This window comes from Roseixanthobacter psychrophilus, from assembly GCF_043195195.1.
In the GTDB taxonomy this organism is placed as follows: Bacteria; Pseudomonadota; Alphaproteobacteria; order Rhizobiales; family Xanthobacteraceae; genus NCEH01.
In genome coordinates, this window is record NZ_JBAFWT010000015.1 from 85,298 (window position 1) to 105,532 (window position 20,235).

A 20,235-nucleotide genomic window follows, 5' to 3' on the forward strand; every position below is an offset into this window, starting at 1 on the left:
TGGCCGGGACGCGCATTCTTCCGAGCGGCACCGCACTCGTCGTCTCGGGTCCGGGCGTTCCCCGGGACGCTATAGTCCAGCGACGTCCACCGCCTCCTTCTTCGCCAGCGCCTTGAAATGTCCGCGCACTTGCAGCCACGCCAGCAGGACAAGGCCGGGCAGGCCGGCAATGACGGTGATGAGGAAGAACAAAGCCCAGCCGGTGGCTTCCGCGATATAGCCGCCGCCGGAGGCGAGGAACGTGCGACCCACGGCGGTGAGGGCCGTGAGCAAGGCATATTGGGTGGCCGTGTGCGCCCGCGCGCCACACAGAGCCGAGAGATAGGCGACGAAGATCACGGTGCCGATGGCGCCGGTGAAATTCTCAACCACCACCGTGGCGGTGAGCGCCGCCACGTTCACGCCGATCAATGCCTGGGCGGAGAAGGCGAGGTTGGACAGCATTTGCAAAATGCCACCGATCCACAGGCAGGTGACGAGCGGATAGGCCCGCGCCAGCGCCCCGCCGGCAAAGCCGCCGAGTAGGGCGGCGGCCAAGCCGACCCCCTTCACGATGGCCGCATAGGTCGCCTTGTCGAAGCCGATGGAGATGACGAACGGCGCGGTGAGCACGCCGGCCAGCGCATCGCAGAATTTATAGAGCAGCACGAACAGCAGGATGGTCACCGCCTGATCGCGTGACAGGAATTCGCTGAACGCGCCCACTGCCGTTGCGACGACCCGCTTCAGCGCGCTGCCCTCGCGGGTCGCGGTGTCGCCGTCATGCCGCACCGGCGCCTCCGGCTCGCGGGCGAGGAAGGTGGCGGCGATACCCACCAGCATGAACAGGGCGGCGGCCACATAGCCCCAGGTCCAGACCTGCGCCCGCGGCACGCCATAGGTTTCCAGCGCCGCGACGATGGCGATGACGCCGGCCCCCGATACCAGCATGCCGATGCGATAGGCGGCCACATAGCCCGCCATGCCCGCCGCCTGCTCGCTGGTGTCGAGCCGTTCCACGCGGAAGGCGTCCACCACGATGTCCTGGGTCGCCGAGACGGCGGCGACGATCACCGCCCCGAGCGCCACCAGAACCGGCGCCGCGACCGGATCCTGGATGCCGAGGAAGAGAATCGCACCGGCGAGCACGAGTTGGGTGGCCAGCAGCCAGCCGCGCCGTCGCCCGAGCCAGCGGGAAAGCAAGGGCACGTCGAGCGCATCGACGATGGGCGCCCACAGGAATTTCAGCGTGTAGGGCAGGCCGACCAGGGAGAACAGGCCGATGGTGGCGAGATTGACCCCGCTTTCCGTCATCCACACCGACAATGTGGTGCCAGTCAGCGCCAGGGGCAGGCCGGAGGAGAAGCCCAGCAGGATCACCACCAGCACGCTCGGCCGCAGATACACGCCGAGGGCCGCGAATGCGGAGGCAACACGCGCATTCGCAGAGGTGAGGCTCATCGGGCGGTCTCCTGCAAGGGGCCGGGCCGCGCATGGCCCGGATGCTCGGTCTCAGGGCTCAGGCGGCGGGCACTCAGGCCTGCCCGTGGCTCCACAGGCCGGTCTCCACCTTTGACACGGCGATCACTGCCTGGGTGCGGCTTTCCACCCCGAGCTTCTGCAGGATGGCGGAGACGTGGGCCTTCACTGTCGCCTCGGACACCGACAGCTCATAGGCGATCTGCTTATTGAGGCGGCCTTCGGACAGCATCATCAGCACCCGCACCTGTTGCGGGGTGAGGGTGGAAAGGCGCGCGATGATGGCATCGGTCTCGGTATCGCCGCGGCCGGAGAGGTTGATGTCGGGCGGCGCCCAGCTGCCGCCGGCAAGCACGGTCGCCACCGCATCGCGCATGGCCGTGACGCCGAGTGTCTTGGGAATGAAACCGGAGGCACCGAGATCGAGGCAGCGGCGGATGATCGGCGCCTCCTCATTGCCGGAGACCACCACCACCGGCACGCCGGCATATTGCGCGCGCAAATAGATGAGGCCGGAAAAGCCGCGCGCACCGGGCATGGTGAGGTCCAGAAGGATCAGGTCGAAATCGGCTTCTTTCTCCAGCAGGGCGTGGAGGTCGTCAAACGTGCCGACCTCGGCGATTTCACTCTGCGGATAAAGGGAGGCGAGCGCCTCGCGCAAGGCACCTCGAAACATCGGATGGTCGTCGGCGATCACGAGCCGGAAGGCGTTGGCGTCTCCCAAATGGCTTCTCCCCCCGGTCCGCCGGTTCTGTCAGAGCTGGTCGCCGACGAATCGGAAACGGCGATGATCGAACCCTACCGCGCATGTGGCAAGCGCGCCGACCCTGCGTTGCCTTGAGACATAGGGGGAAGGTCGAAGTCAAGCGGGGAGGTCAAAAGTCGGCTGATTTCAGCCGACTGGCGCGCACACCGCACCACGTCCAGCGCATGCCTACTCGAAAGGCAGTCAGGATTAAAAATTAGGCATTTCTGCAAAAATGAGGGTGGAGCGCCGATATCGGCGGCGCGACACAAGGCGTGGCAATGTTTTGCGGCGAGGCGTGGTGACGCAGTCCGGACGTTGCAAACGAAAAGGGCCGGCGCTGCGACAGGCCGGCCCTCAGATTACTATAGGATCTTCAAAAGATGACGGCGGCATGGGATACAGTTCCGTCTCTATTTCACCGTTTGCGTGGCGGTTCTGCGTCCTGAATAGCGGCCTCGTGATACCAGCTGCTACCGAAGCTCATCGTCGCAATCTGCATCTCTGCGAGATCGTTATTGGGCTTTGTGGGCGTCCGCTGACTGGAAACACCGGCACGACCCCCGACTGGGAAGGCATAGATCTTTGCAGATCCGCGATACTGACTCGTAGCCATTCGTTCTCTCACTCCTTCTATGCTGTGCGATAACGCATCAGACGTTGCATCAGCATAACACAAGATGCCCGCGATTTACACAATCTGCCTCTTTTAAAATCATCATTTGACTACATTATCAGCACTTCGGTTTTTGCATCTTCGGCTAGCATTCTCCAGAACGGAACGCGCGGTTACGCGACAAGTTCCGGCCGCACCCTGCGGTTCGTCACTGGGTTGCTGTCAGATGGTGCCTGTTCATTTCCTGAGCATGCCGCGCGGTCTCATGCTGAGCCGCCTATCTTGTGCAGGACGGACGGGGCGCCGTTTTTCGGCTCCGGGGCCGGGAACCGGGCGATCCTTAGGTTGGCATATTAAATGCTAGGGAGATTTCAGCCATCCGGCGGTCGGGCCCGCCATTCGCGGCCGGTCCTTTTTCGGGGCCGCGCCTTCGAACTAGGTCACACGTCGCGTCATCAGCTCACGAGAGGCTCGAAATGACAAAGTACAAACTCGAGTACATATGGCTGGACGGGTACACACCCGTTCCAAACCTGCGTGGAAAGACGCAGATCAAGGAATTCGACCACTTTCCCGCGCTCGATGAACTCCCCCTCTGGGGCTTCGACGGCTCGTCCACCATGCAGGCCGAAGGCCGCAGTTCCGATTGCGTGCTGAAGCCGGTCGCCATCTATCCCGACCCGGCGCGCAAGAACGGCGCCCTGGTGATGTGCGAAGTCATGATGCCGGATGGCGTCACCCCGCACGCGACCAACGCCCGCGCCACCATCCTGGACGACGAAGGCGCCTGGTTCGGCTTCGAGCAGGAATACTTCTTCTACAAGGACGGCCGTCCGCTGGGCTTCCCCGAGCATGGCTATCCCGCCCCGCAGGGCCCCTATTACACCGGCGTCGGCTTCAAGAATGTTGGTGACGTTGCCCGCGAGATCGTCGAGGAGCACCTTGAGCTGTGCCTCGAAGCCGGCATCAACCACGAAGGCATCAACGCGGAAGTCGCGAAGGGCCAGTGGGAATTCCAGATCTTCGGCAAGGGCTCCAAGCGCGCTGCCGATGAAGTGTGGATGGCCCGCTACATGCTGCTCCGCTTGACCGAAAAGTATGGCGTGGACATCGAGTTCCACTGCAAGCCGCTCGGCGACACCGACTGGAACGGCTCGGGCATGCATGCCAACTTCTCGACCAAGTACATGCGCGAAGTGGGCGGCAAGGAATATTTCGAGGCCCTCATGGCGGCCTTCGACAAGAACATCGACGACCATATCGCCGTCTACGGTCCGGACAACCACATGCGCCTGACCGGCAAGCACGAGACCGCGCCGTGGAACAAGTTCAGCTATGGTGTTGCGGATCGCGGCGCCTCGATCCGGGTTCCGCACTCGTTCGTCAAGAATGACTACAAGGGCTATCTTGAGGATCGCCGCCCCAACTCCCAGGGCGACCCCTACCAGATCGCTTCGCAGATCCTGAAGACCGTCTCCGAGGTTCCGACCAAGGACAGCGTCTCGGCTGCGGCCTGATTTTTTACGCGTTTGTCTGGAAATGGCGCGGCCCCTCGGGTCCGCGCCATTTTCTTTTTGGCGTCACGGTCCCGGTTATACCAACGGCCCCGGTGTTTGACCTGGCCGAGAGGGCTACGGTTCAGGCGCCGCGCGGGCTTCACCAAATCCACACGCGTCATACTACTCATGGGGATTTGGTATTAATCCCGCGCCGCCCCACAGAAACACAGCACCACCTCGCGCGTATGCGGGCGGGTGCGGTGCTCGATGAGATAGACCGCCTGCCAGGTGCCGAGCCGCAACGCGCCCTCGGCCACCGGGATCGAAACGTCGCTCGCGGTCAGCGCGGTGCGAATGTGGGCCGGCATGTCGTCCGGTCCTTCCAGATGGTGAACCCAGGGATGGCCCGCCGGGGCAAGCCGGCGCAGGGCGGTGAGCAGGTCCACCCGCACGTCGGGATCGGCATTTTCCTGGATCGTCAGCGAGGCCGAGGTATGACGGCAGAAGAGGTGCAGCATGCCGTCACGCGCACCGACCTCGACGAGGAAGGCGCGCGCCTCGCGCGTCAGGTCGGTGAAACCCTCGCCGCGCGTCTCCACCTCCAGAACCGCCTGGGCGCAGATGTCGAGGGCGCTCACGCGCGGGCGGCTGCGGCGGATCTCGCTCATGCCAGGGCCTTCATAGCGCGACGCCGTTCACCAGGGCTGCGATGAGGTTCGCTATGCGCCCAGAGGGCTCGGCCATGGTCTCCAATATGGTGAAATGATTGGCATCGGGGATTTCCTCATAGTGCACCGGCAGCCCCTGGGCCGCACGGTGGGCGGCGAAATCGGCGGTCTGCTTGCGCATGAGGGGCAACTCGGCGCTGCCCGCCACCAGGATCAGCGGCACGTCCCCGCGCCCGGGCAGCAAGGTCGGCGAGTTGCGCGCCACCGCCGCTTCGTCCAGCCCCAGCTTGTCGTTGATATAGATATGGCGCATCGGCTCCAGGTCGAACACGCCGGAGATGGCGATGCCGCCCTTGATCAGCGGGTGATCGAGCGCCATCGCCGCCAGATGCCCGCCGGCGGACCAGCCCGAGAGGAACACCCGATCCACATCGCCGCCGAGCGCGGGGAGTTCGCGGGTCAGGTATCGCAAGCCGGCGCGAATCTCCTGGCCGATGTCGTCAATGGTGGCATCCGGCGCAAGCGTATAGCCCATCAGCGCCACATTGATGCCGTGGGCGAGCGGGCCGGCTGCGCAGAAGGTGAAATCCTCCTTCGCCCGCATCTGCCAAAAGCCGCCGTGGATGAACACCAGCGTCGGGGCATGTTCAGCCGCCTTGAGGAAGTCGATGCGGTTGCGCGGGCCAGGGCCATAGGGCAAATCGAGGGTGAGGCAGCACTGGTTGCGCAAAGCCGCGGAGCGCACGCCCCAGCCGCGCAGGATCTCCGCGCTATCGGCCACCGCAGCAGAATTGTTGAAGCCACGGTCCCGGGCCTCCTGGTCCAGGGCACGCCAGTCCGGCGCCTCGATCGCGTTCACCATCCCTATTCCTCCGCGCGCCGAATCCCATCCGCGCCGGTACCGAGCCGACACCGGAACAGCCCGCGGTTCAAGTGTGCCCCCACGGGGCCGACGCTGGGCGTTTTTTTGCCCCTCCAGGCGACGTTGAGGATGCCGCAGAGGCGCCTCGGCGAAGATGAGACGTGACACGATAAGAATCGTCATTCGCCGCACCAGGTCGATTCATTATCCCCTCGCTTCTGCGGAAGTCGGCCGATTTTGACTACAAGAATTACCATTATTCAGTCGGCTCACAGAATTCCACAAGAAATATAGAGAAATGTAAATCATCTAAACGTCACAAATTGATCAAATGCCGCCTGATATACGATGCCTCGGCTGCGCGCCACTTACGTCACTTTGCCACCCAACGCATTTCAAGCTGGCTAACTATTAGGGGCTATTCATGGCTGGAACGGTCAACGGCATCCAGATTCAGGACATGGCGAACTCGCTCGCGGGTTCCCTCACCACTCCCATGGGCAGCGACGCACTGACGCTGACGCGCCTTGGAGCCTACCAGACCGGATCCGGCACCGAATCCGCCGAGGTCTTCGCCTACGACAAGGTGACGAAGAACATGTTCGTCATGAACAACGTGACGGACAAGGTGGAGATCGTCTCCATCTCCGCTACCGCGGCCATGACCAAGATCGGCGAGATCGATGTCAGCGCCGTCTCCGGTTACGGCGGCATGAATTCGATCGCAGTCCATGGCAATACGCTGGCGGTCGCGGTGCAGAACGCGAACGGCATGACGAACGGGGTGGTCGCGCTCTACAACACCACCACCGGCGCGCTCATCAAGACGGTGGATGTCGGCGTCCTGCCGGACATGATCACCTTCTCGGCCGACGGCTCTAAGATCCTTGTCGCGAACGAGGGCGAGCCGGTCGCCGGCGTTGGCGATCCGGCCGGCTCCATCTCGATCATCGACATGTCTGGCGGCGCCGCGGCTGCGACCGCCCAGACCACCGGCTTCGGGACCTTCGACGGCCAGGAAGACGCGCTGCGCGCCCTCGGCATCCGCATCACGCCGGGCACCTTCGCCTCGCTCAACATCGAGCCCGAATATATCGATCTCTCCGACGACGGAAAGACTGCCTACGTCACGCTCCAGGAAGTCAATGCGGTGGGCGTGTTCGACGTCTCCGGCAAGACGGCGGTGCTCAAATCCATCCTGCCGCTCGGCTATGTGGATTTCTCCCTGCCCGGCAATGCCGGCGACTTCTCCGATCGTGACGGCGCGGGCAACAGCGGCGCCATTTCCATCGGCAACGACCCGATCCGCGGCATGTTGATGCCGGACGCCATCGCGACCTTCACGGTGGGCGGCGTCACCTATTTCGTCACCGCCAACGAGGGCGATTCCCGCGTCGACGGCTCGGACGAGGCGCGCCTCAAGGATATGGACCTCAACAACGCCATCTTCGGTAGCAACGAGGCGATCCTTAAAAACGACGATGGCGCCGGCCGCCTGACCATTTCCAAGATCGACGGCGATACCGACCCGGACACCCCTGGCCTTGAAGCCATCTATGCCTTCGGCGGCCGCGGCATGTCCGTGTTCCGGGTCAATGCCGACGGCACCATCGCGAAGGTGGACGAGACCGGCGGCGAGTTCGAGGCCATCGCCGCCGCTCTGCCGAATGCGGCAACCGCGTTCAATGGCGAGAACGGCAGCGGATTCGACTCCCGCTCCGACAACAAGGCGGCGGAGCCGGAAGCGGTCGACGTGGCCAATGTCGGCGGCCGCTTCTTCGCCTTCGTGGGCCTGGAGCGCCTCGGCGGCATCATGACCTATGACGTCACCGACCCGACCGACATCCAGTTCGTCAGCTACATGCCCGCGACCTCTGTCGACTACGGCCCGGAGATCGTCAAATATATTGCGCCGGTGGACAGCCCCACGGGCCAGGGTCTGTTGCTCAGCGCCAACGAGATCAGCGGGTCGGTCACCGCCTATTTGGTCGAGCCGAAGGCCTATACGCTGCAGCTCCTGCACTTCTCCGACGCCGAGGCCGGCCTTCTCGCCGAGGACACCGCGCCGATCATGGCCGCGCTGGTGGACCGCTTCGACGACCAATATGCCAACACGCTGATCCTCAGCGGCGGCGATAATTACATCCCGGGCCCCTTCATCAATGCCGGCACCGATCCCTCGCTCAACACCCTGATCGGCTCAACCGCTGCGGGCCGCCCCGATGTCGCGATCCTCAACGCCCTCGGCGTCGAAGTGTCGGCCATCGGCAACCATGAATGGGACCTCGGCTCCTCGGTCTATGCCGACTCGATCCGCGGTTCGGGCGCATGGGTGGGTGCCCAATACGCCACCGTTTCCGCCAATCTCGACTTTTCCGGCGACAGCGCGGTGAAGTCGCTCGTCACCACCGGCGGCCAGGACGCCGCCAGCGTGAAGGGCAAGATCGCCCCCTGGGTGACGGTCACCGAGGGCGGTGAGAAGATCGGCATCCTCGGCGCCACGACCCAGGTGCTTGAGCGGATCTCCTCACCCTCGGGTACCGAGGTAAACGGCTTCCCCAAGGCCGGTGAGCCCGGCGACAACAATGTCGAAGTCGACGACATGGACCTGCTGGCGGCCCAGCTCCAGCCGATCATCGACCAGATGCTGGCCTCGGGCCTGAACAAGATCATCCTACAAAGCCATCTCCAGAACCTGGACAACGAGCGCGCGCTCGCAACCAAGCTGCATGGCGTCGACATCATCCTGGCGGCCGGCTCCCACACCCGGCTCGGCGATGCCAACGACGTGGCGGGCACGTTCCCCGGCCATGGCGCCGATTTCGCCGACACCTATCCGATCACGACTGCCGGCACCGACGGCAAGACCACGCTGATCATCAACACCGACAACGAATACAGCTATCTCGGCCGCCTGGTGGTGGACTTCGACGCCAACGGCGACATCATCCTCCCGTCGCTGACGGCCAATACCGGCATCAACGGCGCCTATGCCTCCAACCAGCAGACGCTGGAAGCAGCCTACGGCTCTGACATCGACAAGGCATTCGCCGAAGGCTCCAAGGGCGACAAGGTGCGCGACATCGCCGACGCGGTATCGAACGTCATCGATGCCAAGGACGGCACGGTGTTCGGCTATACCGACGTCTATCTCGAGGGCGAGCGCACCTTTGTGCGCGGCGAGGAGACCAATTTCGGCAACCTCTCCGCCGACGCCAACGGCGCCTTCGCCCAGAAGGCGCTCGGCGCGGACACATTCATCGTGTCGCTGAAGAACGGCGGCGGCATCCGGGCCCAGATCGGCACCGTGGATCCCGCCACCGGCGAGAAGATCGGCCCGGCGGCCAATCCCGACGCCGGCAAGGAAGCGGGCGGCATCTCCCAGCTCGACGTGGAGAACTCCCTGCGCTTCGACAACAAGCTGATGGTGTTCGACACCACGGCCGCCGGCCTGCTGGCGATCCTCGAGCACGGCGTTGCCGCCGGCGGCAACCAGGGCCGCTTCCCGCAGATCGGCGGCGTGCGCTTCGCCTATGACCCCGACCTCCCGGCCGGCCATCGCATCACCGATGTGGCGCTGATCGACGAGAACGAAAACGTGCTCGCGGTCCTGGTGGACGACGGTGTCGTGAACCCATTCGCCCCCTCCAAGATCAGCGTCGTGACACTGAACTTCACCGCCAATGGCGGCGATGGCTATCCCACCAAAGCGAACGGTGAGAACTTCCGGTATCTCCTCACCGACGGAACCGTCGGCCCGGCCCTGGACGAGGCGGTGGACTTCACCGTGGCGCCCAATGTCCCAGCCAACGCCCTGGGCGAGCAGAAGGCGTTCAACGATTACATCGCCGCCAACCACGCCACCAAGGAAACCGCCTTCGACGAGGCGGATACCCCGATGGCGCTGGATACCCGCATCCAGAACCTCAACTTCCGCTCCGACTCGGTAAACGACTCGCCGACCCAGATCGGCACCGACGGCGACGAGCGCTTCCAGCTCACTGCCGGCGACGATGTGGTGCGGGGCAGCAACGGCATCGACACGGCCGTGTTCGCGAACAATTTCGCCGAGTTCAAGTTCGCCTTCACCACCCAGGGCATCGTGGTCTCCGGTCCCAGCGGCACGCAGGACCTGCTCACCGGCATCGAGAAGCTGGAATTCGCCGATCGCGTGATCGACGGCGCCGACAGCAACCCGCTCGTCGACGACCTGTTTTATCTGCTCTCAAACCCAGACGTGCTGGCCGCGGGCCTCGACGCCGAGGCCCATTACGCCCGCTTCGGCGCCGCCGAGGGTCGCGATCCCAACGCCTTCTTCGACACCAAGGGCTATCTCGCCACAAATGCCGATGTGGCGAAGGCGGGTTACGATCCGCTGTCCCACTTCATCAACAGCGGCGCCGCCGAAGGCCGCGACCCCTCGGCCAAGTTCGATGCCGCGCTCTATCTCGCTCACAACCCCGACGTGGCCCAATCCGGCATGACTGCGCTCGCGCATTACCTGCAGTTCGGGCAGGCGGAAGGCCGCGAGATCTATCAGGCCATCGGCAAGACCCTGGTGAACGGCTTCGACGCCGAATATTATGTGCTGAACAATCGCGACGTGGCCCAGGCCGACATTGATGCCTACCAGCATTATCTGCAGTACGGCATCAAGGAAGGCCGCGACCCCAACGCGCTGTTCGACACCTCGGCCTATCTCGAAGCCAATAAGGACGTCGCCGCGGCGGGCGTCGATCCGGTGGCGCACTATCTCCTGTACGGTGCGGCCGAAGGGCGCGACCCCTCGGTGAATTTCGACTCCTCCTCGTACCTCGCGGCCTATGCCGACGTTGCCGAGGCGGGGGTCAACCCGCTGGTGCACTATCTCACCTCCGGCATCTACGAAGGCCGCCAGACCTTCGCCGATGGCGCGATGAGCTGAAGCTTGGCCATGCCGCGCGCGCCCTGTGCGCGCGGCCGGCCCTGGCTTTCTCGGATGCCAGGCGTCGACCGTCCAGGTTCTTCCAAGAGCTGTTGTTCCAAAATCTTCCAAGGCCCTCCCGCGGAGGGCCTTGTTGTTTTCACGATCCGCCCGCGACCACGGTATCCGTCACCTTCGTGCCGACCCTCTTTCGTCCGGCCTCTCGCGTCCGCCCCGAGCGCCCTGACACGTTGCACGGCGCTGGGGATTTGATGCGCGCGAGACCGTTTCTCGCGCCCGCGTTTCGGATTATAAGGCGGCCATGCTCGATCCGACCGCCCATGTTACGGCGACTTCCGCCGCTTCTCCCGATTTTGCGCACCGGCGCACCTTCGCCATCATCTCCCATCCCGACGCGGGTAAAACCACGCTGACGGAAAAGCTCCTGCTTGCCTCCGGCGCCATCCGCATGGCCGGACAGGTGCGGGCGCGCGGCGACCGCCGCCGCACCCGCTCCGACTGGATGGAAATCGAGCAGCAGCGCGGCATTTCCGTCACCTCCTCGGTGATGACCTTCGAGCGCGACGGGATCGTCTACAATCTGCTGGATACGCCGGGCCACTCGGACTTCTCCGAGGACACCTACCGCACCCTCTCGGCCGTGGATGCGGCGGTGATGGTCATCGACGCCGCCAAGGGCATCGAGAGCCAGACCCGCAAATTGTTCGAAGTCTGCCGCCTGCGCGACATCCCGTTCTTCACCTTCATCAATAAGGTGGACCGCGAGGGGCTCGACCCGCTCGGCCTGATGGATGACATCGCCGCCACCTTGGCGCTGGACCTCACGCCCTTCACCTGGCCGATCGGCATGGGCACTGATTTTCGCGGCCTCATCGACGTGCCCAACAAATGCGCGCGCTTCGCGGAGGAGCGCGGCGGCCTGCTGACGCGCCTGGTGCCTTTCGATCAGCCGGAAGACCTGCTTGAGGTCGAAGGCATCGAGCCGCGCATCCTGGCCGAGGCGGTGGAGGGGCTCACCCTCGCGCTCGGCGTGCTGCCCCCGTTCGATCTCGAAAGCTTCCGCGAGGGGCACCTCTCGCCGGTGTATTTCGGCAGCGCCATCAAGGAAGCCGGGGTGAGCGAATTGCTTGCCGGGCTCGGCACCTTCGGCCCGAGCCCCCTGCCGCGCAGCGCCAATGGCCGCATCGTGCAGCCGGACGAAGACAATGTTTCCGGCTTCGTCTTCAAGGTCCAGGCCAATATGGACCCGAACCACCGCGACCGCGTCGCCTTCGTGCGCCTGTGCTCCGGCACCTTCAAGCGCGGCATGAAGCTCTACAACGCCCGCGAGAAGCGCCACATGGCCATCGCCAACCCGATCTTCTTCTTCGCCCAGGAGCGCGAGACGGTGGACGAGGCGGTGGCCGGCGACATCATCGGCATTCCCAACCACGGCATGTTGCGGGTCGGCGACACCTTGTCCGAGGGCGAGGTGATCCGCTTCGAGGGCATTCCCGATTTCGCGCCGGAAATCCTGCGCCGGGTGCTGCTGGCCGATCCCATGAAGGCCAAGCAGCTCTCCAAGGCGCTGCAGGACATGGCGGAGGAAGGCGTGGTGCAGGTGCTGCGCCCGATCTCCGACCCCTCCCCCATCGTCGGCGTGGTGGGCACGCTGCAATTGGACGTGCTCTCCTCGCGGCTGGAGAAGGAATATGGCGTTCCGATCCGCTACGAGAGTGTCTCGTTCGTCACCGCCCGCTGGATCGTCGGCGACCGGCTTGAGATCGAGCGCTTCATCGAAACCAGCCGCTCCTCCATCGCCCGCGACCGCGACGATGCGACGGTCTATCTCGCCCGCAGCCAATGGGTGCTGGACCGCGCCATCGAGGAATGGCCCAAGCTGAAATTCGTCTCGGTGAAAGAGCGCGGCTGAGCCTCCTGCCCCATCCAATACGCGGCACGCCAGAAAGGCGCCGCAGCCTCAAGAGGAAACCATGCCGAACCTTGCCGTCGCCGCCGCCAATCCCGACCTCGAACTGATCATCGACGCGGCCTTCGAGGCCCGTGCCGAGATCGGCTTCGACACCACCGGCCCCGTGCGCGAGGCGGTGACCGCGGCGCTCGCTTTGCTCGATGCCGGCAAGGTGCGGGTCGCCGAGCCGCGCGCCGATGGCAGCTGGCATGTCAATCAATGGCTGAAGAAGGCGGTGCTGCTCTCGTTCCGCCTCAACGACATGGAGCCCATTCCCGGGGGCCCGGGCGGCGCCCATTGGTGGGACAAGGTGCCCTCCAAGTTCGAGGGCTGGGACGAGCGTGAATTCCGCGCCGCCGGCTTCCGGGCCGTGCCCGGCGCCATCGTGCGCCGCTCGGCCTATATCGCGCCCAACGTGGTGCTGATGCCCTCGTTCGTGAACCTCGGCGCCCATGTCGGCGAGGGCTCCATGGTCGACACCTGGGTGACCGTGGGCTCCTGCGCGCAGATCGGCAAGCATGTGCACCTGTCCGGCGGCGTCGGCATCGGCGGCGTGCTGGAGCCGCTGCAGGCCGGCCCCGTGATCATCGAGGATGATTGCTTCATCGGCGCCCGCTCGGAAGTGGTGGAGGGCGTGATCGTGCGGCGCGGGTCCGTGCTCTCCATGGGCGTGTTCATCTCCGCGTCCACCAAGATCATCGACCGGGAGACCGGCGAAGTGTTTGTGGGCGAGGTTCCCGCCTATTCGGTGGTCGTGCCCGGTTCCCTTCCCGGCAAGCCGCTGCCGGACGGACGGCCCGGCCCCTCGCTGTATTGCGCCGTGATCGTGAAGCGCGTGGACGAGAAGACCCGCGCCAAGACCTCCATCAACGATCTGCTGCGCGACTGATCCCAACGCCCCGGGCTTACCGGGCCCACGCTGATTTCGCGCAAGCGCAGCGCGGGTGTCCAACCCCGATGCGGGACGCTCATCACCCTTGCTTTAAGGTGGGGTGACTCTTCAGCGTGGTGCGCCTCAATAGCCGCGCCTTTGCCCACCGCGCTGTAGAACGATGGACCCAAAGACCGCTCTGGGTTATGCGGCGCAGCGCGCTTTACAGCGTTTGCGCGGGTTGCCCGCCCCGCCTCCAGGGTTCTCGGGCGATTTCTGTCCCCGGCTGCGCGCCGGTTTGCGGCGGTGCCCGACGCGGGTGTTGAGACCGCCAGAAAGTTTTGCCGACCGGCTTGTCTGGCGCGCGCGAGCCGCTATATTCCGCCGCCTTGCCAGAGCGTGGCGCTTCAACCGGCGCCGCACGTTTCACGACAGCTTCGGCGGGTATTCAGGGCATCGCGCATCTCTTTCGCCTGTCACGACAGACGAGAGTTTAGCGTGCACGAGACGATGGCATGAGACTGCGGCGGGCACCAAGAACAGTGTCGCGGCGCGTTCGAGGGCTGATCGCTGTCCTGGATAGAGTTCCGCGCGAGCCTTTGGGCGGCGCTGTGGAGAGGTGGCCGAGTGGTTGAAGGCGCACGCCTGGAACGCGTGTATACGGGCAACCGTATCGAGGGTTCGAATCCCTCTCTCTCCGCCACCCATCATTTTCACCCCCTCTCATAACGTCGCAAAAGCCTTGTCAGCGCTCGATTTGCGCGCCATATCGGCTGCAGGGCGTCTCACGATATCGCGCTAAAGCGCAATCGATCCCGGGTAAAAGCCGGGTAAGGCCGCCTCCGGAAACCGGGTAAAGGGGAAGGCCGGGTAAATGCCGCTGACAGACATGCAGATCCGCAAAGCCAAGCCGGCCGAGAAGCCCTACAAGCTGACCGACGGCGGCGGGCTCCACCTCGCCATCTCTCCGGCAGGAGGCAAGGTCTGGCGCCTGCGCTATGAGATCGCCGGCAAGGAGAAGCTCCTCACGATCGGGCCATACCCGGACATCAGCCTTCAGGAGGCCCGGGAGGCACGCATGGCCCAGAAGAAGCTGCTTCGCGAGGGCAAGGATCCGTCCGCTGAGAAGGCAGATCGTAGGCGCGTGACGACCGCCCCGGCGCATGTGACCTTCGAGCACCTCGCCCGCGAGTGGTACGGCATGAATGAGGCGCACTGGACGCAGACCCATGCCTATGACGTCATCCACACCTTGGAGCGGGATGTGTTTCCCGAGCTCGGCGGCCGGGACATTCGCACAATCACCGTTCCGGAGGTCTTGGCCGTCCTGCGCGCGATCGAGGACCGCCCCGCCATCGAGACGGCCAAGCGCGTTCGCCAACGCATGTCGGCGGTGTTCGTCCACGCCATTGCCAGTGGCATTGCCGAGAGCGATCCCGCTGCCATTGTCCAGAAGGCCCTCAAACCGCTGAAAAAGGGGCGTCAGCCGGCGATAACGGACCTTGAGGAGGCGCGCGAGATCATCAAACGCGTCGATGAGACCCCTGCGCATCCTGCGACGAAGCTTGCCCTGCGCCTCCTGGCCATGACGGCGGTCCGACCCGGGACCCTCATCACGACGCCATGGTCCGAGTTCGCTGAACTGGACCCGAAGCAGGCGCTCTGGCGCATCCCCGCGGCCAGGATGAAACTCAAGCTCGCCTATAAGTACGACAGCACCCGGGATCACGTCGTGCCTTTGGCAAAGCAGGCGCTTGAGACCATAGATGTGCTGCGGTCGCTCACGGGCCTCGGCCCCTATGTGGTGCCGAATGGGCGCAATTCCCATAAGCCGGCGAGCGAGAACGCCCTCGGCTATCTCCTGAACCGCGCCGGGTATCATCACCGGCATGTCCCTCATGGATGGCGGGCCACTTTTTCGACGGTCATGAACGAACGGTTTCACGTCGATAAGCCGTTGATCGACCTGATGCTCGCACATACCCCGAAGGACCGGGTGGAGAGCGCCTATAACCGCGCTGAACATTTGGAACGCCGGATCGAATTGGCGCAGCTCTGGGCTGACCTCATCATGGAAGGCCAAAGGCCGCCTTCAGACCTGGTCGGAGGACGCAGGCGGGCAGCTCCAGCAGCGCATGCAATGGCCGAGAGCGCCACGCCTGCAAACGCGGATAATCAGACACTGGCCGATCAGGCCTGACCTATTGAGCGATACGATGGACGACTGGCGGGTGCTTTTCGAGCACCGACAATGGAATGAAATGGAGGACCTGTGGCCTCATCTCTCCCCGCCTGAGCAGGGTGCCTTGCTGAAGGCATTGCAAGATGCCGTTCCTTTCATCACCGTCACTGATGGCCTGGAAAGCATGGAACGCCATTGCCTCCCGAAGGAAGCCCCTGCCGAATGGAAAGGCGCTGCGACGATCCTTGCTCTGGGTGAGCTTGAGGCGGCCGTTGAAGGTGACCCGCCCCAGGCCAGCGAGGCATGGCAATTGATTCGCGCCGAGGCAGAAAACTTCCTTCAAAAGACACTCGGCGCGTGTGCAAACAAGGCGCAGCAAAGCGGTCCTCCGGGGGAGCTTTCCCAGGAACAGCATTGCCGAGAATCTCTCCAGCTTCTGGCTGCGCTGGACGTTTGCGCGACCTGGATGCGCAGGGAGATGAAGTCCGAGGCGGACAAGGCTTGGCTCGCAGAGGTTATCGCTGAAGTCGCCAGTCATGCCTTTATGGCCGGTCGGCATATGCAGGAAGCCTGGGGCAAGCCGTTCGAAAGTCATGCTCTGCGCGGCATAAAGACGATCGAAGCCGCGGCAGAGGGCGGCCGAAATCGAAAAGGAAAACGCTCGTCGAAGTCCGCCGCCATTCTCGCAGAAATGCAAAAACTGATCGATGCGGGCCATTCGAAGGCGAGGGCAGCGGAACTGGCCGCACAAAAAGGCCTCGGGGCTTCAAAGGAAGCAAACATCAAACTCTACGGGCGCTCATCGGGGGCATAAAAGCGGGACAAGCCCCGCCAAATGTCCATGCCCTCGGGGCCATGTCGCAACTCGTGTCACTCCAGACCTGAGTTGAGCAAACATGTACAAGGCATCGCAGTCCGGTCACGAGACCTTGACGAAGACAAAGGTGGACGACCCGCTCGTCTCCGTTGATATGGGAGCCTCGCTCCTCGGCATGAGCGTCGCCAGTTTTTGGCGCCGTGTCGCAGATGGTACGATTCCCGAACCTCTTAAATTGGGCCGCCTGTCTCGCTGGCCCCGCTCGGAAATCCTCACCGTTATCGAGAAGGCGAAGGCGGCCCGCACCGCGGGAGGCAGCCATGACTGAGCCCGCGACCTCCTTCTCGCTCAACGCCCGCTCGATGGTTGAAGCCCTCGGCGGGCGCTGGTCCGGGCGCGGTGGGCTATGCTTCTGCCCCGCTCATGCCAATCACCGCACCCCGGCCCTGTCCGTATCCGAAGGCAAGACCGGCAAGGTGTTGTTCTACTGTCATGCCGGTTGCTCCTATGCGGATATCAGCAGCGCGCTGTATGCCCGCGGGCTCGATGTTGGTGATCTGAGCCCGCCCGAGCAGCAGGACCCCGAAGCCCTCGCGCGCAGCCTGCGCCAGGAAGCCCATAAGCGGGCTAAGAATGCCGCCCGTGCCCGAGCCAAATGGTTAGCCTCCCGCCCAGCCGAAGGCACCATCGTCGAGCGCTATCTCGCCAGGCGCGGTCTTCTCGGACCGATCCCTTCGCGCCTGCGCCACCTGCCAAAGGCATGGCATCCGATGGGGACATTCGATGCGATGATCGCCCGCGTCGATGGCATGCCGGACGCAGCAGCCCATCTCACCTTCATCGGTGCAGACGCGCTGAAGGCTCCGATCGAGCCGCCTCGCCTGTTCGTAGGGTCTCCCGGCGGCGGCGGGGTGTGCCTCTCAATCGGCCCTGGCCCGACCGTAATCGGCGAGGGGATTGAGAGCACGCTGAGCGCAGCGCGGATGCTTCCCGGCCATGGGACGGTGTGGGCGGCCCTCAGCGCCTCCGGCATGGCCATGTTCCGGCTTCCCGACAGCGCCGGGCAACTGGTCATCGCCGTCGATGCGGATCAGGTCGGCCGCGATGCCGGTCATGTTCTCGGAAAACGTGCCCTGGCAATGGGATGGCATGTCTCCTGGGCGGAACCGCCGGATGGTCTGGATTGGAACGACGTTCTGCAAGACAAGCAGGAGGGGCGGCTGTGAACACCCATATCATCACCGCGGTGCCGTTCGCCGCAACCTCCACCCCGTTGCTTGATCCCCAGCCGATCGCTGCCGGCCTGCCAGCGGTGGCGCAGTTGCTGCCCCAGATGCTGCCTCCGGCGCTCACCAAGTATGTCTTCGATGTTGCCGACCGCACCCAATGCCCTCCGGATTTTGTCGCCGTAGGAGCCCTGGTTGCCTGCGCAACCTTGATCGGAAACCGGGTTCGCATCCTGCCGAAGCAATTCGACAACTGGATGGTCGTCCCCAATCTGTGGGGCGCTGTCATCGGGCCGCCCTCGGCGATGAAGAGCCCGGCCCTGAAATATGCTCTCTCGCCGCTCAACAAGATCGAACGCGAGTGGCGAAAGCAGTGGGAGGGCGAAAGCTCTCAGGCGGAGGCGGATGCCGAGGTCACGAAGATCGTCCTGGAAGAGGCGCGGAAGGAGGCAAAGAAGAAACTCAAGGACAATGACCGCGATGCCGCAAGGGAAGTCATCGCAGATGCCCAGGCCTCGACCGTCCTTCTCCCGACACGCAAGCGGCTGATCGTAAACGACGCAACCGTCGAGAAACTCGGGGAGCTCTTGAACGAGAATCCGCGCGGCTTGCTCCTCGTCCGCGATGAGTTGCCGGGTCTTCTCGCCAAGCTCGAGGATGAGGCATTCCAGATCGACCGGGCCTTTTACCTTGAGGCTTTCAACGGCGATGCGAGCTTCAAATATGATCGCATCGGCCGCGGTACCGTCGAAATAGAGGTGGCCACCCTGTCCCTCGTGGGCTGCATTCAGCCGGCGCGTATCGCGCCTATCGTCCGCGGCGCCGTGTCCGGCACCTCCGCCGATGGTTTGGTGCAGCGTCTCCAGCTCGCCGTATGGCCAGACCTTTCGAAGGACTGGAAATGGTGTGACCGTCAACCTGATCCCGACGCGGAGAAAGCTTATGAAGCGGCCTTCTGTCGCCTTGAAGCGCTGAATCTCGGCACGACGGAGACACCGGCTCTCCGCCGCCTTACCGCTCAGGCACAAGGCCTCTTCGTCGAGTGGATGACGGATCTCCAGCACGATGCGCGCTCGGGAGCTCAATCGGAAGCGCTGGAAGCACACCTGCTGAAGATGCCGAAGACGGTTGCGTCTCTCGCGCTGGCTTTCCAACTACTCTCGGGAGAGGACGCCGCCATTGGTGATGATGCAATGCTTCAAGCTCTTGCATGGGCCGAGTATCTGCGGACCCATGCCGAGCGCCTGTACGCAGCGGGCACCGTTGTAGCGGAAGCCGGCGCACGTCTAATCCTCAGCCGCCGTGAAGCTCTGCCTTCGCCTTTTCGCGCGCGCGATGTCCATCAGAAGAACTGGACTGGCCTCTCGGAACGCAATGCAGTCGACGCCGCACTCCAGATCCTGATTTCCACACATCACCTTCTGCCCCGAGAGGTCCCGGCCGGCGCCGCGGGTGGGCGTCCAACCTCTGAGTATCTTTGGCATCCGAAGATCGCGGAGGGCGGACGATGAAGAGCAAGTGGCTTCAGCGGCTTCTCGCCCGCAAACAAGGCCTTGAAGCCGGCGAGGACCTCCCCCTCAAAACTTTCGAAACCCCGCCACAGGAGGTTTTGAAGGTTTTGAGAGTGCCGGATCAAGCCGCACCAGCCAATTCCGACACCTTCCACGCTGTCCCGCCCGGCGAGCTGAGCGAGATCCCCGCCGCCTATCTCGCGGCACGAGAGCAAATGCAGACGGAGGTTCCTGTCGGCATTTCCACCCTCCACTGGGATCAAGCCCTGGCAGATGCCGATCGGTTCCTCGCACGTTGGGGATCCTGCGCAGGCCACCTCGGATGGTCTGTCGTCGACATCTTCGAGGTACCAGGCAACTGGATCGGCGGCCTCGTCTGGGAATTGTGCGGCGGGGAGGTCATCGCCCTCACCCGCAGAGAAGCGACGATCGAGTGTGAAGGGCTGCGGGCCTCGTTCTGCATCCCGCCCTCTTCTCTTTCGCCAATCCCAACGCCTCTCCCAACGCCTCTACGGCGCTCACCGTCGCAACCGCCATGGCGCCGGGCCCGCGCAACCACACGTGTCGATCTGCATCCAATCGAGGGAGAACGGTCGTGACCGCATTGACCATGAAGCAGCGCCTGTTCGTGGCGGAATATCTGCGGGATTTGAACGCGACCGCTGCGGCCGTCCGCGCTGGTTACAGTCGCAGAACCGCACGCCAGATGGCCGCGGAGAACCTGACAAAACCTGACATCGCCCAGGCGATCGCGGAAGCGATGGAACGCCGCTGCGGCCGCCCACATTGATGCCGTGCGGATCGTGCAGGAACTCGGGCGCGTCGGCTTCTCGAACATCGTTGATCTGTTCGATGATGCCGGCCGGCTGAAGCCTTTGGAGCAGCGGCCTAGCAATCGTGGCTCC

At 64.0% G+C, this 20,235-nt stretch carries 16 protein-coding genes and 1 tRNA gene; 12 read left to right on the plus strand and 5 right to left on the minus strand.

The features are described 5' to 3' along the window. Positions 1-69 precede the first annotated feature (69 nt). The 3 genes from V5F77_RS14960 to V5F77_RS14970 form a co-directional block, all read right to left on the minus strand. Positions 70-1,440: an AmpG family muropeptide MFS transporter gene (locus V5F77_RS14960; protein WP_429006152.1), complete on the minus strand. Its 1,371-nt coding sequence runs from the start codon at positions 1,438-1,440 to the stop codon at positions 70-72. A 73-nt stretch (positions 1,441-1,513) separates the two neighbouring features. After that, entirely contained in the window at positions 1,514-2,182 is a 669-nt protein-coding gene (locus tag V5F77_RS14965) for a response regulator transcription factor (protein WP_429006153.1), read from the minus strand. 439 nt (positions 2,183-2,621) lie between these two features. Further along, positions 2,622-2,819: a DUF2735 domain-containing protein gene (locus V5F77_RS14970; RefSeq protein WP_429006154.1), complete on the minus strand. Its 198-nt coding sequence runs from the start codon at positions 2,817-2,819 to the stop codon at positions 2,622-2,624. A gap of 476 nt (positions 2,820-3,295) precedes the next feature. On the opposite strand from V5F77_RS14970, the gene V5F77_RS14975 reads away from it, so the two are divergent. Further along, positions 3,296-4,336 carry a glutamine synthetase beta-grasp domain-containing protein gene (locus V5F77_RS14975; RefSeq protein ID WP_429006155.1) on the plus strand — a complete coding sequence of 347 codons (1,041 nt, stop codon included), beginning with the start codon at positions 3,296-3,298 and terminating at the stop codon, positions 4,334-4,336. Positions 4,337-4,518: 182 nt separating this feature from the next. Here the strand turns inward: V5F77_RS14975 and V5F77_RS14980 are convergent, their stop codons facing one another. Both V5F77_RS14980 and V5F77_RS14985 read right to left on the minus strand, forming a co-directional pair. Further along, positions 4,519-4,986, minus strand: a complete 468-nt coding sequence (locus V5F77_RS14980) for a secondary thiamine-phosphate synthase enzyme YjbQ (protein ID WP_429006156.1) — start codon at positions 4,984-4,986, stop codon at positions 4,519-4,521. A 10-nt stretch (positions 4,987-4,996) separates the two neighbouring features. Then, positions 4,997-5,848: an alpha/beta hydrolase gene (locus V5F77_RS14985; protein WP_429006157.1), complete on the minus strand. Its 852-nt coding sequence runs from the start codon at positions 5,846-5,848 to the stop codon at positions 4,997-4,999. 424 nt (positions 5,849-6,272) lie between these two features. Between V5F77_RS14985 and V5F77_RS14990 the strand changes: the two genes are divergently transcribed. The 11 genes from V5F77_RS14990 to V5F77_RS15040 all read left to right on the plus strand — a co-directional run bounded on the left by V5F77_RS14990 (position 6,273) and on the right by V5F77_RS15040 (position 20,120). Beyond that, positions 6,273-10,772 (plus strand): choice-of-anchor I family protein, encoded by a 4,500-nt coding sequence (locus V5F77_RS14990; RefSeq protein ID WP_429006158.1) that lies wholly within the window; start codon positions 6,273-6,275, stop codon positions 10,770-10,772. A gap of 301 nt (positions 10,773-11,073) precedes the next feature. Next, entirely contained in the window at positions 11,074-12,684 is a 1,611-nt protein-coding gene (locus tag V5F77_RS14995; RefSeq protein ID WP_429006159.1) for a peptide chain release factor 3, read from the plus strand. Between the two features lie 61 nt (positions 12,685-12,745). Beyond that, positions 12,746-13,612, plus strand: coding sequence for a 2,3,4,5-tetrahydropyridine-2,6-dicarboxylate N-succinyltransferase (dapD, locus tag V5F77_RS15000; RefSeq protein WP_429006160.1), 867 nt, complete (start codon positions 12,746-12,748; stop codon positions 13,610-13,612). A gap of 595 nt (positions 13,613-14,207) precedes the next feature. Then, a tRNA-Ser gene (locus tag V5F77_RS15005) sits at positions 14,208-14,297 on the plus strand. 186 nt (positions 14,298-14,483) lie between these two features. Continuing rightward, positions 14,484-15,794, plus strand: coding sequence for a tyrosine-type recombinase/integrase (locus V5F77_RS15010; RefSeq protein WP_429006177.1), 1,311 nt, complete (start codon positions 14,484-14,486; stop codon positions 15,792-15,794). A 16-nt stretch (positions 15,795-15,810) separates the two neighbouring features. Then, entirely contained in the window at positions 15,811-16,590 is a 780-nt protein-coding gene (locus V5F77_RS15015) for a hypothetical protein (RefSeq protein ID WP_429006161.1), read from the plus strand. 82 nt (positions 16,591-16,672) lie between these two features. Then, a complete protein-coding gene (locus V5F77_RS15020; RefSeq protein WP_429006162.1) occupies positions 16,673-16,921 on the plus strand; it encodes a helix-turn-helix transcriptional regulator in 249 nt (82 codons plus the stop codon). After that, positions 16,914-17,819 (plus strand): DUF7146 domain-containing protein, encoded by a 906-nt coding sequence (locus tag V5F77_RS15025; protein ID WP_429006163.1) that lies wholly within the window; start codon positions 16,914-16,916, stop codon positions 17,817-17,819. The genes V5F77_RS15020 and V5F77_RS15025 overlap by 8 nt, the downstream gene beginning before the upstream one ends. Then, a complete protein-coding gene (locus V5F77_RS15030; protein ID WP_429006164.1) occupies positions 17,816-19,330 on the plus strand; it encodes a YfjI family protein in 1,515 nt (504 codons plus the stop codon). The genes V5F77_RS15025 and V5F77_RS15030 overlap by 4 nt, the downstream gene beginning before the upstream one ends. Continuing rightward, on the plus strand, positions 19,327-19,929 hold the full coding sequence (locus V5F77_RS15035; protein WP_429006165.1) for a hypothetical protein: 603 nt from the start codon (positions 19,327-19,329) through the stop codon (positions 19,927-19,929). Before V5F77_RS15030 ends, V5F77_RS15035 begins: the two co-directional genes overlap by 4 nt. After that, positions 19,926-20,120, plus strand: coding sequence for a terminase small subunit (locus V5F77_RS15040; protein WP_429006166.1), 195 nt, complete (start codon positions 19,926-19,928; stop codon positions 20,118-20,120). The genes V5F77_RS15035 and V5F77_RS15040 overlap by 4 nt, the downstream gene beginning before the upstream one ends. Positions 20,121-20,235: the final 115 nt, after the last annotated feature.

What these genes read in the sequence shown, in the direction of transcription:
- V5F77_RS14990 (WP_429006158.1), top strand. Translation starts at nt 6,273, where the DNA reads ATGGCTGGAACGGTCAACGGCATCCAGATTCAGGACATGGCGAACTCG.
- V5F77_RS14960 (WP_429006152.1), bottom strand. Translation starts at nt 1,440, where the DNA reads ATGAGCCTCACCTCTGCGAATGCGCGTGTTGCCTCCGCATTCGCGGCC.
- V5F77_RS15025 (WP_429006163.1), top strand. Translation starts at nt 16,914, where the DNA reads ATGACTGAGCCCGCGACCTCCTTCTCGCTCAACGCCCGCTCGATGGTT.
- V5F77_RS14980 (WP_429006156.1), bottom strand. Translation starts at nt 4,986, where the DNA reads ATGAGCGAGATCCGCCGCAGCCGCCCGCGCGTGAGCGCCCTCGACATC.
- V5F77_RS14975 (WP_429006155.1), top strand. Translation starts at nt 3,296, where the DNA reads ATGACAAAGTACAAACTCGAGTACATATGGCTGGACGGGTACACACCC.
- V5F77_RS14970 (WP_429006154.1), bottom strand. Translation starts at nt 2,819, where the DNA reads ATGGCTACGAGTCAGTATCGCGGATCTGCAAAGATCTATGCCTTCCCA.
- V5F77_RS14995 (WP_429006159.1), top strand. Translation starts at nt 11,074, where the DNA reads ATGCTCGATCCGACCGCCCATGTTACGGCGACTTCCGCCGCTTCTCCC.
- V5F77_RS15020 (WP_429006162.1), top strand. Translation starts at nt 16,673, where the DNA reads ATGTACAAGGCATCGCAGTCCGGTCACGAGACCTTGACGAAGACAAAG.
- V5F77_RS15015 (WP_429006161.1), top strand. Translation starts at nt 15,811, where the DNA reads ATGGACGACTGGCGGGTGCTTTTCGAGCACCGACAATGGAATGAAATG.
- V5F77_RS15010 (WP_429006177.1), top strand. Translation starts at nt 14,484, where the DNA reads ATGCAGATCCGCAAAGCCAAGCCGGCCGAGAAGCCCTACAAGCTGACC.
- dapD (WP_429006160.1), top strand. Translation starts at nt 12,746, where the DNA reads ATGCCGAACCTTGCCGTCGCCGCCGCCAATCCCGACCTCGAACTGATC.
- V5F77_RS15035 (WP_429006165.1), top strand. Translation starts at nt 19,327, where the DNA reads ATGAAGAGCAAGTGGCTTCAGCGGCTTCTCGCCCGCAAACAAGGCCTT.
- V5F77_RS14985 (WP_429006157.1), bottom strand. Translation starts at nt 5,848, where the DNA reads ATGGTGAACGCGATCGAGGCGCCGGACTGGCGTGCCCTGGACCAGGAG.